Origin of the sequence: Pseudomonas sp. RA_15y_Pfl2_54, assembly GCF_963971015.1 — a bacterium.
GTDB classification, from domain to species: Bacteria; Pseudomonadota; Gammaproteobacteria; order Pseudomonadales; family Pseudomonadaceae; genus Aquipseudomonas; species Aquipseudomonas baetica_A.
Genome location: NZ_CAXAPN010000060.1, coordinates 1 through 18,518, shown reverse-complemented (window position 1 = coordinate 18,518; position 18,518 = coordinate 1). Strand labels below are relative to the sequence as shown.

Here is an 18,518-nt window from a genome sequence, read left to right as displayed (position 1 = left end):
ACATCGTTGGGTTTTACAACAACGAACGGCTGCACTCAAAACTGGGGTATCTGCCGCCGACCGTTTACGAGCGGGCGATGGCATCGAAACCACCTATCGAGGTGTCCGGAATTAGTTGACCACCACAGTATTTCAATTCGGGATGTTTAACAACTGAGGGAAAAATACAGAACCGTCCCACAAGGTTTTCAGGTTGTCCGTCGGACGTCCGGTCTCTAGGCTGTGCTCGTCGCTGCCAATTCAGCGACCGGGATTGGAAACCCCGAGTAGAACCGAGCGCACAAGCTCCTTTCATAACGTATCCTTGCGCACCTTCATGGTGTGCACTCCGTTATGGCGGCTGTGCGTGGGAGACCTTCGGGTCAACCGGGTTCTCCGTTCCCCGGGTTTCCAACCTGCGCACAGCTGCCACCTATTCGTTCGGAAACCGAATCGGCCAGCTCCAATCCTGATCGGAGAACACCATGAAAAAACCAACACCCAATCCCCCCGAAACAAACACCGACCCAACCTCCCCCTACGCCTCCATCGACAGCAAAAAACTCCACGAAGCGGCAGACCGCGCCCTCGACCACTACCTCAAACCGACCGCTCACCTCATGGCGTCCAATCGCCCCTACGAACCGATGTACCTCGCCAACCCGGCGTATGACACCGAGTCCCTGCTGGCCAATGCCAGCGAAACGTTGGGTTCGGTCACCGAGATGCTCAACAACTTCGCCGCCATGCTTGATACCTCACACCGCAAGACCGCGCTGGGCATCGCGCAAATCGTCATGCTGAGTGAGCTGGCGGTGAATCAGGCACTGGATAACGTTCAGCCGACGGCGTAAGTACGGCGGCGCATAAAAAATCCGATGCCCGTACAGGCATCGGATTTTTATTTCTGGCGGCCAAAGGTCAAATAGCAACCACGAAGCGGCCATTCAAACCGAAAGCGTCTTGCCATCCACCGGATCACCAATCGTCAGGAAATGCCCGCCCGCCACATGGTGCAGCGTGCGCAAACCATCCTGCCCGTCGAAATGCCAGCGCCCCTCACTGAACACGCGTTCGTCGGCATGGGCGGCGATGACTTCGGCTAGAAACAAATCGTACTGTTCGTGATTGCGCGGTTCGGGCAACAAGCGGCATTCGAGCCAGGCGACGCAACCGTCGAGCAATGGCGCGTCGACTTGTTCACCACTGAAGGTCTGCAAGCCATACGCCTGAAACTTGTCCTGCCCTTGGTTTTGAGTGATTTCCAGCCCCGACGTGTTACCGACGGTTTGCACAATGTCGGCCTGATTGGCGCACGGCACGTTGAGGACGAAGGTGCCGGAGGCTTCGAGCAATTGACGGGTCCAGGTGGACTTGTCGAGCACGACCGCGACTTTCGGCGGTTCGAAATCCAGCGGCATCGCCCACGCGGCGGCCATGATGTTGCGTTGGCCATCATGGGCTGCGCTGACCAGCACGGTCGGCCCGTGATTGAGCAATCGGTAGGCTTTGTTCAGGGGTACCGGGCGGCGGTGGGCGGCGCTCATGGGGATCTGCTCCGGGGAAAAGGAACAGATTGTAGCGCCAGCGCACAGAAAGCAGTGGCGATGAAACAACATGTGGGAGATTGCTCGCGAAGACGTCAGGCCTGTCGACATCAATACTGAATGTAACGGCCTCTTCGCGAGCAAGCTCGCCCACAGGTGGGAGGGTTAGTCCGATCAGTTGGACAATTGATTGGCAAACTGACCGACCGCATCGACCACTTTCTGCGCGCCGTCCTGGATTTCGACAATCACCGTGCCCGCCTCCGCCGCCAGCGCCAGCCCTTGTTCGGCCTGCAACTTACCGTCGGTCATCAGAGCGACGGCGTTGCGCGCCATGTCCTGGTTCTGCCGTACCACGCCGACGATTTCCTCGGTCGCCTGACTGGTACGTGAAGCCAGTTGTCGCACTTCATCGGCCACCACCGCAAAGCCGCGCCCCTGCTCCCCCGCACGGGCCGCTTCAATGGCGGCGTTGAGTGCCAGCAGGTTGGTCTGTTCGGCAATCCCGCTGATGGTTTTGACGATGGAGCCGATCACTTGCGATTGTTCGTTCAGTGCTTCGATGCCTTCGCTGGCTGTCTGCATGTGCCGCGACAAGTCACGCATCACATTCACCGCTTCGGTCACCACGGTGGTGCCACGCTGCGCAGTGCTGTCGGTTTGTTGCGAGGTGCTGTAGGCAATGCTGGCGGCGTCGGCGACGGCTTGTTCGCGGTTGACCTGCTCAGTGATCACCGTGGCGAATTTCACCACTTTGTACAGTTTGTTGTTGGCATCGACCACCGGGTTGTAGGAAGCCTCCAGCCAAACCGTACGACCATGGCTGTCGACCCGTTTGAAACGTTTGGCGACAAACTCACCGCTGTTCAGGCGATGCCAGAAGTTCTGATATTCGGCGCTGTTGTATTCCTCCGGAGTACAGAACATGCGGTGATGCTTGCCTTTGATCTGCGCCAGGCTGTAACCCATGCTGCTGAGGAAGCGCTCGTTGGCATTGAGTACGTTACCGTTGAGATCAAACTCGATCAGTGCCGTGGAACGTACCAGTGCGCCGATCAGGTTTTCGTGCTCGCGGGACGCTTCAATGGTGCGGGTCAGGTCGCTGGAGTAGATCGAGATGTGCCGGATCCGCCCATCGGAGGAGCGCACAGGCTGCACGATCGAACGCAACCAGGCCTCGTTGCCATTGCCACGCAACAGGCGCACGGCACCGGCGAAATGCTCGCCACGGGCCATGGCGTTCTTGAAGCGCTGGTGGAATTCGTCGGATTTGACGTGAGCCGGTACGATGTCTTCAATCGCGCGGCCAATCAGGTCGTGGCTCTTGTAGAGCATCTCATTGAGGAAGTTCTGGTTGACCGATTGAATCCGTCCGTCCGGTTCAAGGGTCAGCACCAGCATCTCGCTATCCAGACTTTCCTTCACTTGCTTAAGGCTGGAGAGTTCTTCACGAAGAGCAGCCAGCTCTTGCTTCAAGCGTTTGTTGAACATGGAAAGCACCGATGGATAGGTTGAGAGGCGGTGTACAGCCTAACCATCGGCCTTGGAACGCTTTTCTGAAGAGCGCTTGAGACTGCCCAGTCAAAAATACTTCATGCACGCCGAATCAGGCATTTCCCGCCACCTGACATTGGTCCGTGCGCGGCACCCCAGAGGCCTAAATACGCAGCGCTCAAAACGCTTTCCGCGCCCAATACCGCGCAGAACATGACGCAGATCGGCATCAGACCGACCAACCCCGATCAGCAGGCACGGTAGCGCCATCATCAGTTTCTCAGCGACCTCCAGGTCGTAACCCAACCGTCACATCCGCTTGCTAGCGTCCGGCAGAAACATACTGAAACATTTAAGCAAAACGGGCGCGATATGAACGACGAGACAAACGACAAAGACCCCTCCTCGCCAGAATCCGACAATCCCACCGACACCAGTCGCCGCCGCTTTCTCGGCGGCGTCGCGGTGCTGGGCGTTGGCGCAACACTGGCCGGGTGCAGTCATGCCGGCGATCAGCCTGGCAAACCGGCCGAACGCCCACTGTCCCCGGCTGAACTGGACAAGGCCCTGCGCGATCAAGTGAAAACAGTCGTGGTCATCTACGCCGAGAACCGTAGTTTCAATAACCTGTTCGGCGATTTCCCCGGCGTGGAAAAACCGTTGTCAGCGCTCAAGCCTGCCGATTATCAACAACGCGACCGCGACGGCAGTCTGCTGCAAACCCTGCCCCAGGTCTGGGGTGGCGTGTTGCAGGTCGGCCCGCAAACGCTGGATGGCGTGACCTACCCCAGCGCCACGCAGTTTCAGCAAAACCTGCCCAACGCACCGTTCGCCCTCAAAGGCCCGAACGGCGAGGACTTGCCGTTCGGGCTGGTGACTCGCGACTTGTGGCATGTGTTTTATCAGAACCAGATGCAGATCAACGGCGGCAAGAACGACGGTTTTGTGGCGTGGGCCGACTCCGGTGGCTTGACCATGGGCCACTATGCCCAAAGCCGTTATTCCCTGCGTCTGTGGGACGTCGCGCAGGAATTCGTGCTGTGCGACAACTTCTTTCAGGGTGCCTTCGGTGGTTCGTTCCTCAACCACCAGTATCTGATCAGCGCCACCGCACCGTTCTATCCGGACGCGGCCCACTCGGTGGCCAAGAGCCAAATCGCCGCCCTGCAAAGCGACGATCCGGCCGATCCGCGTCTCAAGCCGCTGGAGCAATCACCGGCCAGCGCCATGACCGGGCCACCGCAGTTCGGCCCGAGCGCATTGACGCCGGACGGTTTTGGCGTCAATACGCTTGCCCCGCCCTATTGGCCAACGTGGATTCGCGACCCGGAGCGCCCAGCGTACGCAAAAGCGGATCTGCCAAACGTCATGGTGCCCCAGACCCACGAACACATCGGCGACAAACTGTCGAAAAAGAACGTCGACTGGGCCTGGTACGCCGGGGCATGGCAGGCGACGCTGGAGCAATACAAGGACTCCGGTGGCATTCCAAAAATCCCCAACTTTCAGTATCACCACCAGCCGTTCAACTACTTCAAGCAGCAAGGCCCGCAAAACCCGGACGAGCGCAACAAACGCTTGCGCGATGCCGGTTTGGGCGACGAGTCGAGTACCAACAAGTTCTTCGCCGACGCCGAGGCCGGCAAGTTGCCGGCGGTGAGTTTCTATAAACCTCAAGGCAACCTGAACATGCACGCCGGTTATGCCGACGTGGCGTCCGGTGACCGGCACATCGTGCGTGCCCTGAAAGTGCTTCGCCAAAGCCCCCAGTGGAAAAACATGGTGGTTATCGTCACCGTCGATGAAAACGGTGGCTGGTGGGATCACGTTGCGCCGCCCAAGGGCGACCGCTGGGGGCCAGGTTCGCGGGTCCCCGCCCTCGTGGTGTCGCCGTTCGCGCGCAAGGGCACGGTGGATCACACGGTCTATGACACGGCGTCGATCCTGCGGCTGATCACCCGCGTCTTCCAACTGGAAACGCTCGACGGCCTCAAACAGCGTGACGACGCGATGATCGCCCGCGGTCAGGAACCCATGGGCGATTTGACCAACGCCCTGCACTTTCAGGCCTGAGTGCCAGTCCTGCAACACGCTGCAAAAAACTGCGGATGACGGCTTCTCTACATCACGCGACTGATCCAATATGAGGCGCCCCCGACTCTCGGGGAAACCACGCTGAAAAGGATCTGAGCATGTTCAAACTCGCAGGACTCACCCTCGCCGCGCTCACGCTGAGCGCGGCGGCCCACGCCGATGCCGACCTGAAACTGGGCAGCACCGAGCGCGTTACCCGCCTCTTCGCCTACCCCAACAATTGCAGCGTGATCTGCTTTCGCAATTGGTCGCTGGAGCAGACTGTCGCCCACTATTTGAGCCAAAGCGTGCAACGCGACGGTTATACCGATGCAAAAGTCTTGGTCAAAACCGATAACGGCCAGCTCTACGCCGAAATCACTGGGGTGCCAAAAGACTACGATAAACCGCTGTCAGCGCTGCTCGATGCTGGCGATCTGGCCTATACCGGCGCCAGCAAGCTCAACGCAGACGGCAAATGGGCCTATAGCTGGTACCTGTTCCTGCCGCTGGGCATGGCCCTGGAAAATCGCAAAAGTGTCGAGCTGCTGCACTTCCCGCCGGATTATTCACTGACTCAGGCACAGGACTATCTGCGCTCGAACACCACCGACCGCTGGGCAACGCTGTTGACGGTCAATGGCATTCCCGCCGATCAGACGCCGGCCTACCAGACCATCATCGACATCGCCCCGATCGCAGCGCCGTCCAACGCTGGCAGTGACCTGGAAGGCGTGTATGACTACTTCAAGGACTACCAGACCACACTGGTCAAGCAGTTCAGTCAGACCGCCAGCGGCACAACGCTGCCGATGGTCGCTTTCGGCGCTCCGGTGCGCAACTGGATCAAGCAGCAGTATGGGCCGACGGTTGGCGTGCTGGGGCTGGCGACCATCACCCCGAGCGCAGGCGTGAATGTGCCAGTGCTCGGTTCGAACCACCCGAGTTACATCTGGTACGCCGCCGATCCCAAGAGCTATACCGGCGATGATGCACAAGCCAAGGCTGACGCAGCAGGCCTTAAAGTCATGGGACAGGATTTGAGCGCCGCCTGCTGGCAGGCCGGGATGGGTAGCAAACCGGGGAGTAATCCACAGACCTTACTCAACAGTTGCACCCAGACCTGGCAGGTGACGCAGAAAGTCAAAACCTGCGAGTTGTTCTACACCTCGATCCGCGACATGACGCCGGAACAAGCCACTGCCCAGTGCGCTACCCCGCCGATCAAGGCGCAACTGCAACAGCTTAAAACCCCGCCTGCCGCCACCGTCCCCGCTCCGCACCTGTAACCACGCCCGTGCCATTCCCGCGTCAGTGATGACTGACGCGGGAAAGCGTCTTTATCGCCTGTCATATCTGACAGTAGACGGGCTATACCTTTCAAGACAATATTGGATCCAAATAGCCATGTTGCTGAGCCGGCAGGACGCCGGTGCAAGGGAGTCGCAATTTTTTCGGTCAAGGATGGTTATGAACACTCAAGCCCGCGCAAAACCCCGTCCACCTGATACCGAAGGCATCTACCCGTTTGCCGGGCTGCCCGTGCGTCTGGGTTTTCCATCCAGCGCCGACTACACCATCGTCCACGATGAACACGGCACGCCCACGGCAGTCGTCGCACGCCGTGAATTCATGCGTATCAGCCGAATGTGCCGGGTCTCGGGGCAATTGCTGCCCTACCGCTGCCGGCAAACCCGCCAACTGATGGAGGGCATCCACATTTACGACCCGCGCTTTTGCGGGCTACTGGAACACTCTTGCGACCCGAACGTGTTTCTGGACATGACTGAGTTATGGCTGTGGGCATTAAAAGATATCCACAGCGGCGAGCGGCTGACCATGGACCACGCCGCCACGGAAGACACACTGCCGCGCCAGTTCGCCTGCCACTGTGGTTCCCCACGTTGTCGCGGCTGGATCACGGGTTACAACGAACCACCCAACCGCGAAGGCCAGCACTTTTTGCAGCGCTGGCGAAATGCCCGCTCACGTTGATCAGCGGATTACAACGCGCCGATCGGACGTAAACGGTACTGCGGCGGCAACTGCTCGAAACCACTGATGGTCGTGTCCAGGCTTTTCCAGCGACCGTCCTTGATGCCGTAGATGCAACCGTGGATCGACAGGCTCTGCCCGCGATGCCAGGCATTCTGGACAATGCTGGTATGGCCGACGTTGGCGACTTGCTGGATCACGTTGAGTTCGCACAGGCGATCGACGCGCTCTTCTTCGGTCGGCAATTTCGCCAGCTCATCGCGCTTGTCGTAATACAGGTCGCGAATCGAACGCAGCCAGCCATCGATCAGGCCGAGCTGGCCATCCTGCATCGACGCCCGCACACCGCCGCAGCCGTAGTGGCCGGTGACAAGGATGTGTTTGACCTTGAGCACGTCGACCGCGTACTGGATCACCGACAGACAGTTGAGATCGGTGTGCAGCACCACGTTGGCCACGTTGCGGTGAACGAACAGGTCCCCCGGCAGCATGCCGACGATTTCATTGGCCGGTACTCGTGCGTCGGAGCAGCCGATCCAAAGATATTCAGGCGTTTGCTGGCGCGCCAGTTTGGCGAAGAAATCCGGGTCTTCCTTGGTGATCGCGTCAGCCCAACGCTCGTTGTTATCAATCAGATTCTGTAAGTCGTGCATGCTGTAAGGCCTCAAGAAAGATGCGCAGGTATGACAGACGACCGTCCGTCGAGGTCACGGATACGCGATAGATAACGCGGGAGTATTTTCTTGGAATTTCTCCCGTGCCCGGTGTGTCCACCCAGTAAGGCCCACAGTATGAGGAATTGCCATGACTGATTCACGACGCCCTTTTGACGCGGTGCAACCGGAACCCATCGATGATAACGAAGACCGCATGGGTTCGGTGCATGAACTGGATTTCGACGACGAGCAGCCCAGCGCGAAGATTGGTGAGGCGTTGCCCGAGCGCGAACGCCAGCAACTGATGCCAGAGGACCGCGTGCGTGAAGCCGGCATGACGGGCGCTTCAGTCGCTGATCATGAACCGACAGACGATGACATGAACCCGGAAACACTCATCCACGAGGACGGTGCCCGGGACGCCGACGAAATGGGCGAGGATCATCAGGCTGACTGGGATTTGAGCGTCGTTGATGAGGACGATATCGGTGGCGGCAATGGCCTGGATGAGGCGGAACTGGCGCGGCGTGATCCGCTGGACGGCAACCGCTGATCGGTGGCGTCTGACAGAACGCCTTCGCGAGCAAGCCCGCTCCCACACTCAAATGCTTATTCCTGTGGGAGCGGGCTTGCTCGCGAAGCTTTTAAAAAAGATCAGTCAACCAGAGTGCAGGCCATGACCACAGCATCTTCACGCCCGCCCACCGCCGGGTAGTAATCCCGACGCCGGCCAATCTCATTGAAGCCGTAGCGCTCATACAGCCTGAACGCCGACCGATTACTGTCGCGCACTTCCAGGAAGCATTCTCGGGCAGACGCCGCATACGCCCGCGACATCAGGTACTCAAGCAACGCAAGGCCCAGCCCGCGGCCCTGATTCTCCGGTTTGACCGTGATGTTCAGCAGATGCGCCTCATCCAGAATGATCTGCACCACCCCATGACCGACCTGTTGCTGACCTTCGAACATCAGCCAGATCTGGTATTTGCCCAGGCCATCGAGAAAAATCCCGCGGGTCCACGGATGGCTGTAGGCCGCGAACTCTATCTTCAGCACAGCATCCAGGTCCGCCTCGATCATCGGGCGGAACGTTACAGCGTCACTCATTCGATTCTTTCCAGCGCGCCATCAGCCGACGCATGGCTTGCCAAACAGCGGCCTTGCGCTGTGGCTCTTCCATTAATAATTCCAGACCCGGAATGGCCCAGGCCGAGCCCAGACCTTCGATCTGCAATTCACGATTGAACGCTTCGGCGTCCGCTTCACCGGCAAAACGCACCGCCGGCAGGCCGATCAGCCACAGGCAGGCACACGGCGCTGCTTCCATTTGCACCGAGAGGAAACCCTGCACAAAGTCACGCGCCGCGTCCGGGCCCTGATCCAGGGTGCCGCGGTTCAACCACGGCCAGCGTACCGGCTCGCCGACGATCTGCGGCGCATCCGGCAGCCCGGCAGCGCGCAGCATGTCTTTAAGCAGCAGATACGCAGGGTCGCGACTCTGGAACGGCTCCCCTGTGGGTAACTCCACCAACAGCAGGCAGCGACCGGCACGCAGCAATTGCAGGGCGAAACGCGGTGGCGGAACCGGCGCCGGTTTGGCGACCACCGGGGTGTCGTCGACCTCTTCCACCGGTTTGGCATTGGTTCGGGTGCTCGCCAGTGAAGGGCGCGGCACTTCGATTTTCGGCCGTTCGGTGGGGCGCACGGCCGGTTGCACCGGGGCTTCGGCCTCTGGAGCCAGCACCACCGACACCTCAATCTCAGGCTCGGGCATGTCCAGCAGCTCGGGGCGCGAGGGGGCGGCGAAAGGCAGTTCGGTGCGCGGCAGCCAGTTGACCACCTGCATGGCGTTCAAATAGGCGCGGCGGCGGGACTCGATAAGCAAGGGTCGGCCACTTGTGGATAACTGAAAGTGTGCCGATTCTACCGCCCTTCGCTCAAGATCGCTTGCTGTTGATCGATAGCCTTGGCCTGAGCTCTCTACCTTCGAAAATGCGACAGCCCGTCCCGAGAGTGAATCGCATCCTTCGTGATGCAGTACAATCGCGGCTTTTAATCGCCAACCAGCCGGCCATTCCGATGATCGAACCCAAGCGCGTCTTGCGCGCCCTCGCTGAACACTGGGCACTTCTGGAGCCACTGTGCGAGCACTTCGACCAAGGCACCCTGAGCCTCAACGAACTGCGCACGCAACTGGCCGCCCAACAACTGGACAGCACGCCGCAGGACATTACCAGCCTGCTCGACGTGTGGATTCGCCTCGACATTCTGGTGCCTGTGGCGAAAAGCCCGAATCGTTTCGAGCTCAACGCACAGATTCACGACTTTCTCGCCTACCTGCGCCGTGAGCACCGTCTGGGCCTGTGCCTGGAGATCGAAGCCTATCTGCGTCACCTCGAACGTCTGGCCGGTTACATCCAGGACGCGTTCGACATCCGTGATGGCAACGACCTCGCCCGCCAATTGCGCTTGCTCGACATGCGCGTGCGCGACGTCCTGAAAAAACTCGATAACGACGAGCAAGCGCTGGTGGCCGTGGCCGAACGAGCCAAAACCAGCGATCGTCAGATTCCGTTGCGTCAGCGTTATGCCGAAGTATTGGCAACGTGGGACGAATACGTCGAGCCGATGATCGACCTGGTGAACGCCGACGGCGCCTTCGAACAAGGCGTGCGCAAGGTCGAAACCGTGTTGCTGAAGATGCTCAGCGAACAGCAGCGCCTCGGCCATCTGGTCGACGACGATATGCTGCTGCGCACCCACGCGCGCATCCTCGAAATGCAGACCAGCGCCCAGTTGACCCTGCGTCATGCCCGGGAACTGCTGCTGCCGTTGCGTGAAGAAGCCCGTCGACATAACGCCGTGACCCGTGGTGCCGCGCTGGCCCTGGCGGCCATTCGCCGTAAAGGCATCGACGCTGTGCCGCAAGCCGCGATGCCGCTGTTCACCCGCCCGCAAAGCACCTTCCTCGGCAGCGCCAGTCAGGTCGAAGCCTACGTCTATGCGTTGGCGCGTTTCGAGCCAAAACCGGCGCGTTTCCCCAAGGCACACAAGACCCAGAAAGGCGAAGCCCCACGCGCGCCCCGCACCGTGCGCGAGATGGTCGACCGCTGCGAAGAAGCCTTGCCGATGCCGGATCTGATGACCTGGCTGCTGGAGCAGGAGCCGGACGGCGCCACCGACGAATTGCTCTACTGGTTCTCGCGTCTGTCGCGGGAAAAACGCTTCAAGCGCGAGCGTCTGGAACGCCGCGAATACCACACTCACGAGCACCAGGTCAGCCTGCGCTCCTTCGCCCTGCTCTCGGCCCGCGACCCCGCCGCCGAGGATTCTGCGAGCATCCCCAATGCATCTTGATCTCTCCGAACTGTCCCAACTGGCGCCGATCTTCCGCGAACTGTTCAAGGGCTACCACGTCAGCCGCCGCGACCCGGAACTGTACGCACAACTGTCGAACTTCCAGGACCAGTACCGCACGCTGTTCAAGGCGCTGGGCTTTGAACTGGTCTGCGACACCCGTGGTTTCTACTACTTTGTGCCGGACATGGCCGCTGCGGCGGTGAACAAGACGGCTCAGCGTCTGGCGCTGTTCACCTTCATCCTCGTCGAGCATCTGGCCGATCAGGGCCGCGACCCGATTGCCGTGCTCGACGGCGGCAGCCTTGGCCGCGAAGAGTTGCCGTCGCTGCTGGAAAAATACCGCGACCTGTTCATTCAGGCTGAAGTGCAGACGGTTGAAGAGCTGGAAGAAAAAATCATGCGCCGCATGACTCAGCTCGGTTTCGCCGGCGAAGAAAACGGCGTCTATCGCTTCCTGCCACCGATGCACCGGTTCCTCGATGTGTGCCTGTCGGTGCAGCAAGACCGCGATCTGGCGGCCAGCGTACACAGCGTATTGCCGCTGCCAGCGCCGGTGCTGATCGACGAAGCCGCCGAAGCCAAACTGCTGGAAACCGACGACCCGCTCGATCTCAGCGAATTTGACGAAGAAAGCGAAGAAGACGCACTGGCCCGTGCCATTGCCGAAGAACAGGAGTCCGACGCATGAGCCAGGAACGCTACGGCATCCGCCGCTTTGCCCTTTTGAACACCGCCGGTTACAGCCTCGGCCTGTTTCCGCTGGAAGAACCGCTGTCGGTCTATGGCGCGAACAACCTCGGTAAATCCGCGTCGATCAACGCCTTGCAGTTCCCGATTCTGGCGCGCATGTCGGACATGAGTTTCGGCAAGTACAGCCTGGAGCAATCGCGCCGCTTCTACTTCGCCTCTGACACCAGCTACATCCTCGTCGAAGTGAACCTGCCCCACGGCCCACACGTCATCGGCGTCGTCGGTCGTGGCCCGGGCGGCGGTTTCGGTCATCAGTTCTTTGCCTACGCCGGCAAGCTCGATCTGGCCCATTACCAGAAAGACGACACCTGCCTGCGCCAGAAGGAGCTGTTCAGCAACCTTGAGCGCGAGGGCCTGAAAGCCTACGAACTCAAACCCGATGAACTGCGCCGCTTGCTGGTCGGCGGTCACACGTCGATCCCGCTGGACCTGACCCTGATCCCGCTGCGTTCCACCAGCGAGCAGAGCCTGAAGACCTTCCGCGCCCTGTTCATCAACTTGCTGCACATGCGCGAAATCACCGCGGCCAAACTCAAGCAACTGTTCCTCGACGCGTTTGAACACAGCCTGCGTTCCGGCAGCGTCGATTACATCGCGGCGTGCGAAGAAGCGTTCCGCGATGTACGCCGCATGGAACAGGACTACAACTCGCTGGTCGCCGCTGGCCCATTGGTCGAAGCCTTGGCCAACGGCGTGAAACAGCGCGACGTACTGCGCGGCAAACTGCATCGCCTGTCGCCGCTGCTCGACTCGTTGCTCGGCACCTGGTCGGACTACGCCAGTGCGCGCAAAGAAGAACTGACTATTCAGGCCGACCACTACCGTGGCGAGCAGGACAGCCTGCAAAACGATCAGCGCGGCGGCACCCAGGAGCTGATGCGTCTGGAACGGGAGATTTCCGGCATCCAGCGCTGGCTCGGCGAGCTGTCGGTGCTCAAGAATCGCTTTGCCCTGGTCGACGACGTCAAAGTGCTGGAGCAGCAACTGCTCGCGGCCAAAGACGCTCACGATGAACTCGCCGGAGCCTTGGCGCAATCGCGTCAGTTCAGTGCCGAGGATCTGGAAGAGCGTCTGCGCGATCTGGAAAAACGCCTGAAGTCGGTGAAGCAGCAACTCGATCACGCCGACAACAACAGCTATGCGCGCCTGCGCGAAGAATTCTCGCAGCAGGACGTCGAGCGCTTGATGCGCCTGTTCAACAGCGCACTGTTCAGCCTGCCGCTGGGCGAACACGGCATCACCCTCGACGAGGATGGCGAGTGGGTCAAATCGGTTGAGCTGATCCTTGATGGCTTCAAGGGCGAGCGTTTCGAAGTGCCGGGGCTGTCGATCGACATCTCGCACATCGAGCCACCGGCCCTGCAGGCACTGGCCGACCGTGCCGCGCTGCGCGATCAGAAAGAGCGTCTGGAAAAAGAGCTCAAGCAACTCAAGACTCAACAGGCTGTAGCCGCCGACCGCGCCGCGAGCAAGACCCAGACCGAAGCGCTGTACCAGCAAGTGCTGGACGCGCAGAAAGCCCTGGAAGACTTCCGTCGCACTCAGACGCTGAGCGCCGAAGAAGGCGACAAGCTCGAACAACTGGCACAGATGGAAGGCGCGCAGGATGAACTGAAGCGCTCCAGCGATGCGTTCACCGAGCGCGTCCAGCAACTGTCGGCCAAGCTGCAATTGGTGGGCCGGCAGATCGCTGACATGGAAGCCAAGCAACGCACCCTCGACGACGCCCTGCGTCGCCGTCAGTTGCTACCGGCGGACTTGCCGTTCGGTACGCCGTTCATGGATCCGGTCGACGATTCGATGGACAACCTGTTGCCGCTGCTCAACGACTATCAGGACAGTTGGCAGGGCCTGCTGCGCGCCGATGGCCAGATCGAAGCGCTGTACGCACAAGTGCGCCTCAAAGGCGTGGCCAAGTTCGACAGCGAAGACGACATGGAACGACGTCTGTCGCTGCTGATCAACGCTTACGCGCACCGTACCGACGAAGCCTTGACCCTGGGCAAGGCCCGTCGCGCGGCGGTCACCGACATCGCCCGGACCCTGCGCAACATCCGCAGCGACTACGACAGCCTCGAACATCAACTGGCACTGTTCAACCGCGAGATCAACAAGCGTCAGGTCTCCAACCTGCAGAGTTTCCGCATTGTGCTGGCGCCGAACAAGGAAGCGCTCAAGCACATCGACCAGATCATCCACAGCGCCGGTCAGTACGAAGAAGGCGAAACGCTGTCGGTGTTCGACTTGAGCCAAAGCGCCGAGCAGGACAACAAGAACGAAGAGGCCAAGGAATACCTGGCGCGGCTGGTGGCGGCGAACCACAACCAGCTCGGCCTCAAGGATTTGTTCGAACTGGCGTTCGAGATCACCAAGGTCAACGGTCAGCCGGTGATCCACACCGACATCGACGGCGCGGCCTCCAACGGCACCACCATGACCATCAAGGCGCTGACCAACATGTACTTGTTGCTGCACTTGATGGATCGTGACCTGGCCGGTCGCGTGCGCCTGCCGTACTACCTCGACGAGGCGGCGGACATCGACGAGAAGAACCAGGCCGCCCTGCTGGAAACCAGTCTGCAACTGGGCTTCGTGCCGATTCTGGCGAGTGTGAAGCCGCAAGTCTGCGCCAGTGTCGCCATCGACCTGGAAGGCGGCAGCGGCCCGGCCGGTATCTACATCGACGAAGCGGACTGGAAGTACATCCGACGTCACGATGTGGTGAAGGCGACCCTCAATGTTGAAGCCGATGAACCGCAGATGGATGCGGTTTGATCGGCCTTAGCACCAGGCAATAAAAAGGGCCGCGATCTGTTTGGATCGCGGCCCTTTTTTATGGCTTGGGGTTTGTAGTGACTGTCAGGCAAGACGCCAGATCAAATCCTGATCACTTACCGAGCGAAATCTTCGGCGCCCAGGTCAGCCACTCATCCTCAAACTTGTCGAACAACGGGAACGTCTGCTCAGGACGCGCCGGATTGCCCATCCGCTCACCGTCCGGTGTGGCGAAAGCAATCCCGCCCTGAATCACCGTCTCAAGCGACTCCGTGCGTACCGTCACACCTTTGAACAAGCCGATATCGAAGCCCACCCCGCTGGTGTTCCAGAATCGACTGCCGCTGCGCACCAGAGGCGCATACTTTGGCTCAATCAGAATGTGTACCAAGACCCGGTCGGCCGTCTGACCCAGCTCGTAACCCGTGACCTTACCCACAGTGATTTCACGATAGGTCACCGGCACACCAGGCTTGAGTGAACCTCGGCGAGCAGCACTCAACACCAGACTCAGACCCGCCTCTTGCTTGGTCACCTGCGGTGGATCGGCCAGTGCAACGAAGTTTTTCTGCGGGCCAAGGTTCTTCGCGGCCGGTTGCACTTCGATGTATTGGCCCGTGACCAGGGTTTCCAGATTGGATGTTTTGATCAGACCCAGTTCAGGTTTTACCACCCAGAACTGACTACCGACGCGGGCGATCTTCTCTGGCACTTCGGTGATTCGCGCGGTCAGGATAACGGCTTGCAGATCGTCGGTCAGATCAACGCTTTCGATTTTTCCGACATCCAGCCCCTTGAAGCGAACCGGTGTCCCACTGCGCAAACCATCAGCGCGCTCGACCTTGATCGTCACCACGGCGCCTTTCTGATTGGCTTCATCATGATTGGCGAACAGACGGAAGCGCGGAATACGTTTGTGCAACGGTGCTTTGGCCACTGGCGTTTCAAAGGCGATGCCACCGGCCATCAAGCTTTGCAACGATTCACTTTTAACCTGAATCCCCCCGGTCAAGCCGCCCGTCAGCGTAATGCCACTGGCGTTCCAGAACCGGGTCGAGGCGTTGACCAGATTTTCGTACTCCTTCTCGATGTGAACACCGATCACCAGTTGCTTCCTGGTTCTGGAGAACTGATAACTCTGTACTGAACCGACCTTGACCTGTTTATACAGAATCGGGCTACCGACCTCGATCGAGCCCAGGGTATCGGTAAAGAGCACCAAGTGCAGGCCCGGTGAACGCAGATCCAGCGGTGGCGCTTTCGGCCGAGCCTCGAACTCACGTTTCGGTGTACCGCCCTTGTCGCCCGGGCGCACGGCGATGTAGTTACCTTTCACCAGCGCTTCAAGCCCGGTTATACCCGCCAGGGAAATCGACGGTTTAACCACCCAGAATTGAGTGCCCTCCACCAGATAGTCTTCGGCCAGCGGATCCAGCGTCAGCTCCGCGGTGGCACTGGACAGATCCGGGTCGATTTTCAACGCTTTCAGATTGCCAACCTGGATGCCTTTGTACATAACCGGCGTGCGTCCAGCCTGCAGGCCTTCGAAGTCACTGAGTTTGACCTTGACCCGGAGCCCGGCGGCTGCCGCATCGAAATCCTCATAGAGACGGAACGGCAGGCTTGGGTCAGTCGGCGGACTGTCCTTGCGGTTCTCCGGTGTGGCGAAGGCAATACCGCCAGCGACAATGCTGGCCAGCGATTCGCTGCGCACTTTCACCCCAGACAGATTGGCGTCGATGCTGATGCCGCTGGCGTTCCAGAAACGCGTGTGTTTGCGCACCAGTTTGGCGTAAGTCGGCTCGATAAAGACTTTGAGTTCGACGGTACTTTGATCTTCCGAGAGCAGGTAGCTTTTGACCTGACCGACCTTGATCTGCTTATAGAACACTGGGCTGCCGCGGTTCAGCGAACCGAGTCGATCAGCCTTGATGGTCAGATGCAAACCGGGCTTGGCGTCAGACAGCGGAGGCTCTTCGGGCAGCGCCTTGAACTTGCGTTCAGGCTCGCCTTCGCCGGGACTGATCGCGACGTAGTTACCTGAGACCAGCGTTTCCAGGCCGGTGATACCGGCCAGCGTTACGCTCGGCTTGACCAACCAGAAGCGGGTGCTGGTCTTGAGGTATTGCTCAACATCCTTGTTCATCTCGATCGTGGCGATCACGCCTTTGGAGTTGCCTTCATCGTCAAGCTTGAGGGCCTTGACCTTACCAACCGACATGCCTTTGTACATGACCTCGGTCTTGTTGGCCTGGATGCCTTCACCGCTTTCGAAACGCACCTGAATCTCGATGCCGGTTTCGGAGTAGGCACGCCAGCCAAGCCAGCCGCCGATGATCAGGGCGATCAGAGGCAACACCCAAATGGCAGACCAGTTCGAAGCCGGCCGGGTTTTTGCTACAGGCAAATCAGTCATGGTCGTCGTCCGACTCCGTGTTATCCCAAATCAGTCGGGGATCGAAAGTTACTGCCGCAAGCATCGTCAGAATCACCACTGTGGCGAAAGCGATGGCGCCAAGATTGGCTTCGACACTGGCAAGCCGGCCGAAGTTGACGACCGCCACGAGAATGGCGATCACAAAAATATCGAGCATCGACCAGCGGCCAATGAACTCGATGAAACGGTACATCCAGATACGCTGGCGCGCTGACAACGGCTGACGTCGTTGCACCGAAAACAGAAGCAATGCAATGCCGACCAGTTTGAAGGTCGGCACCACAATACTGGCGATGAACACCACCGCAGCGATCGGAATCATTCCGTGCTGCACCAACTGAATCACGCCCGACATGATGGTGCTCGGATCACCCTGCCCCAAAGAACTGACAGTCATGATCGGCAACACATTTGCGGGGATATAGATAATCGCGGCCGTGATCAACAAAGCCCAGGTTCGGGCCAGACTGTTCGGCCGACGAGCATGAACCCGCGCGCCGCAGCGGGTGCAGGTTTGCTCATTGGTGTCCGCCTCTTGCCTGTTCAACTCATGGCATTCGGTGCAAATCAGAATGCCTGCATCAATCGCCCGCATGAGCATCCTCTCCAGATAACGCCTGCCAGATCTGATGCGGTGACATCACCACTTCCAGCCAGACCTGTACCAACAACAAAGCAATGAAACACACCAGGCCGAGGCCAACGGTGATGGCCGCCATATCCGCCAGTTTGACGATCGCCACCAGTACGCCCATGAGGTAAACCTCGAGCATTCCCCAGTCTCTGAGGTGATGATAAATGCGGTAGAGCAGCAAGCCGTAACTGCGACCGACATTGAAGCGGATCGTCAGCAATACCATCAACTGGCACAGTAACTTGAGTAACGGAATTGCCATGCTGCACAGGAAGACAACAAATGATACGCCCTGCATGTCGGTCTCGAACAGACCGACTACGCCACTCCAAACGGTGTCGTTAGACGACTGCCCGAGTAGATTGAGCTGCATGATGGGTAAAAAGTTCGCGGGTATGTAGAGCAACAGTGCAGCGATGACCAAGGCAAGGCTGCGCTGCACCACGTTATGGCGGTGGGCGTATAGCTCGTAACCGCAGCGTGGGCAGAGCGCTTTCTCGCCGTGAGCAAGTCTTGGCTTACGCATCAGCAGGTCGCACTCGTGACAGGCCACCAAGTCTTCCAGCGGTAAATCTGACAGCCCGCAAGCGTCAACCGACTCTGACATAAAGGCTCTGGCTCCGAAAAAGGTGGGGCTATTCTAGTGTTCTGATATGAAAATAACTGTGCAATTTTGTTCGCTGCCTAAGCAAAAACTTTCCTGCGGGCAAAACAAAACCCCAACTGCTTTCGCAATTGGGGTTTCGGAATTTAATCTTGACGATGACCTACTCTCACATGGGGAAACCCCACACTACCATCGGCGATGCATCGTTTCA

General features: G+C 59.3%; 15 protein-coding genes and 2 pseudogenes. 8 read left to right on the top strand and 9 right to left on the bottom strand.

Annotated features, from left to right (window positions below; translation table 11 throughout):
• Window positions 1-464: 464 nt before the first annotated feature.
• A complete protein-coding gene (locus AACY50_RS27855) occupies window positions 465-833 on the top strand; it encodes a DUF6124 family protein (protein ID WP_339434195.1) in 369 nt (122 codons plus the stop codon).
• A gap of 93 nt (window positions 834-926) precedes the next feature.
• Here AACY50_RS27855 and AACY50_RS27850 read toward each other — a convergent pair whose 3' ends face one another.
• The 3 genes and pseudogenes from AACY50_RS27850 to AACY50_RS28915 all read right to left on the bottom strand — a co-directional run.
• A complete protein-coding gene (locus AACY50_RS27850; RefSeq protein WP_339434196.1) occupies window positions 927-1,526 on the bottom strand; it encodes a flavin reductase family protein in 600 nt (199 codons plus the stop codon).
• Between the two features lie 174 nt (window positions 1,527-1,700).
• A pseudogene (locus AACY50_RS28920) lies at window positions 1,701-2,138 on the bottom strand (methyl-accepting chemotaxis protein); the annotation flags it as partial.
• Window positions 2,139-2,288: 150 nt separating this feature from the next.
• Window positions 2,289-2,927 (bottom strand): annotated as a pseudogene (locus AACY50_RS28915) (PAS domain-containing protein); the annotation flags it as partial.
• 465 nt (window positions 2,928-3,392) lie between these two features.
• Between AACY50_RS28915 and AACY50_RS27840 the strand changes: the two are divergent.
• The 3 genes from AACY50_RS27840 to AACY50_RS27830 all read left to right on the top strand — a co-directional run bounded on the left by AACY50_RS27840 (window position 3,393) and on the right by AACY50_RS27830 (window position 7,088).
• On the top strand, window positions 3,393-5,093 hold the full coding sequence (locus AACY50_RS27840; RefSeq protein ID WP_339508529.1) for an acid phosphatase: 1,701 nt from the start codon (window positions 3,393-3,395) through the stop codon (window positions 5,091-5,093).
• Between the two features lie 119 nt (window positions 5,094-5,212).
• A complete protein-coding gene (locus AACY50_RS27835) occupies window positions 5,213-6,382 on the top strand; it encodes a hypothetical protein (protein ID WP_339434199.1) in 1,170 nt (389 codons plus the stop codon).
• 181 nt (window positions 6,383-6,563) lie between these two features.
• Window positions 6,564-7,088 (top strand): SET domain-containing protein-lysine N-methyltransferase, encoded by a 525-nt coding sequence (locus tag AACY50_RS27830; RefSeq protein WP_339539786.1) that lies wholly within the window; start codon window positions 6,564-6,566, stop codon window positions 7,086-7,088.
• A gap of 8 nt (window positions 7,089-7,096) precedes the next feature.
• On the opposite strand, the gene can is transcribed toward AACY50_RS27830, so the two are convergent.
• Window positions 7,097-7,741 carry a carbonate dehydratase gene (gene can / locus AACY50_RS27825; RefSeq protein ID WP_221731587.1) on the bottom strand — a complete coding sequence of 215 codons (645 nt, stop codon included), beginning with the start codon at window positions 7,739-7,741 and terminating at the stop codon, window positions 7,097-7,099.
• A 151-nt stretch (window positions 7,742-7,892) separates the two neighbouring features.
• Between can and AACY50_RS27820 the strand changes: the two genes are divergently transcribed.
• On the top strand, window positions 7,893-8,297 hold the full coding sequence (locus AACY50_RS27820; protein WP_339466744.1) for a serine kinase/phosphatase: 405 nt from the start codon (window positions 7,893-7,895) through the stop codon (window positions 8,295-8,297).
• A gap of 101 nt (window positions 8,298-8,398) precedes the next feature.
• Here the strand turns inward: AACY50_RS27820 and rimI are convergent, their stop codons facing one another.
• Together rimI and AACY50_RS27810 are read right to left on the bottom strand one after the other, a co-directional pair.
• Window positions 8,399-8,851: a ribosomal protein S18-alanine N-acetyltransferase gene (rimI, locus tag AACY50_RS27815; protein ID WP_339434202.1), complete on the bottom strand. Its 453-nt coding sequence runs from the start codon at window positions 8,849-8,851 to the stop codon at window positions 8,399-8,401.
• A complete protein-coding gene (locus AACY50_RS27810; protein WP_339434208.1) occupies window positions 8,844-9,590 on the bottom strand; it encodes an energy transducer TonB in 747 nt (248 codons plus the stop codon). Before AACY50_RS27810 ends, rimI begins: the two co-directional genes overlap by 8 nt.
• Before the next feature lie 233 nt (window positions 9,591-9,823).
• Here AACY50_RS27810 and mksB point away from each other — a divergent pair, with 233 nt between their 5' ends.
• The 3 genes from mksB to mksF are packed head-to-tail and all read left to right on the top strand — an operon-like array spanning window position 9,824 to window position 14,629.
• Window positions 9,824-11,101 carry an Mks condensin complex protein MksB gene (gene mksB / locus AACY50_RS27805; protein WP_339434203.1) on the top strand — a complete coding sequence of 426 codons (1,278 nt, stop codon included), beginning with the start codon at window positions 9,824-9,826 and terminating at the stop codon, window positions 11,099-11,101.
• Window positions 11,091-11,792: an Mks condensin complex protein MksE gene (mksE, locus tag AACY50_RS27800; RefSeq protein WP_221731591.1), complete on the top strand. Its 702-nt coding sequence runs from the start codon at window positions 11,091-11,093 to the stop codon at window positions 11,790-11,792. Before mksB ends, mksE begins: the two co-directional genes overlap by 11 nt.
• Window positions 11,789-14,629 (top strand): Mks condensin complex protein MksF, encoded by a 2,841-nt coding sequence (mksF, locus tag AACY50_RS27795; RefSeq protein WP_339434204.1) that lies wholly within the window; start codon window positions 11,789-11,791, stop codon window positions 14,627-14,629. Before mksE ends, mksF begins: the two co-directional genes overlap by 4 nt.
• Window positions 14,630-14,741: 112 nt before the next feature.
• Here the strand turns inward: mksF and AACY50_RS27790 are convergent, their stop codons facing one another.
• From AACY50_RS27790 to AACY50_RS27780, 3 genes are read right to left on the bottom strand one after another with little or no spacing between them, the layout of a single operon-like run.
• A complete protein-coding gene (locus AACY50_RS27790) occupies window positions 14,742-17,045 on the bottom strand; it encodes a PqiB family protein (protein WP_339496184.1) in 2,304 nt (767 codons plus the stop codon).
• Window positions 17,038-17,661 carry a paraquat-inducible protein A gene (locus AACY50_RS27785; RefSeq protein ID WP_339539779.1) on the bottom strand — a complete coding sequence of 208 codons (624 nt, stop codon included), beginning with the start codon at window positions 17,659-17,661 and terminating at the stop codon, window positions 17,038-17,040. Before AACY50_RS27785 ends, AACY50_RS27790 begins: the two co-directional genes overlap by 8 nt.
• Entirely contained in the window at window positions 17,648-18,307 is a 660-nt protein-coding gene (locus AACY50_RS27780; protein WP_339466742.1) for a paraquat-inducible protein A, read from the bottom strand. The genes AACY50_RS27785 and AACY50_RS27780 overlap by 14 nt, the downstream gene beginning before the upstream one ends.
• Window positions 18,308-18,518 lie beyond the last annotated feature (211 nt).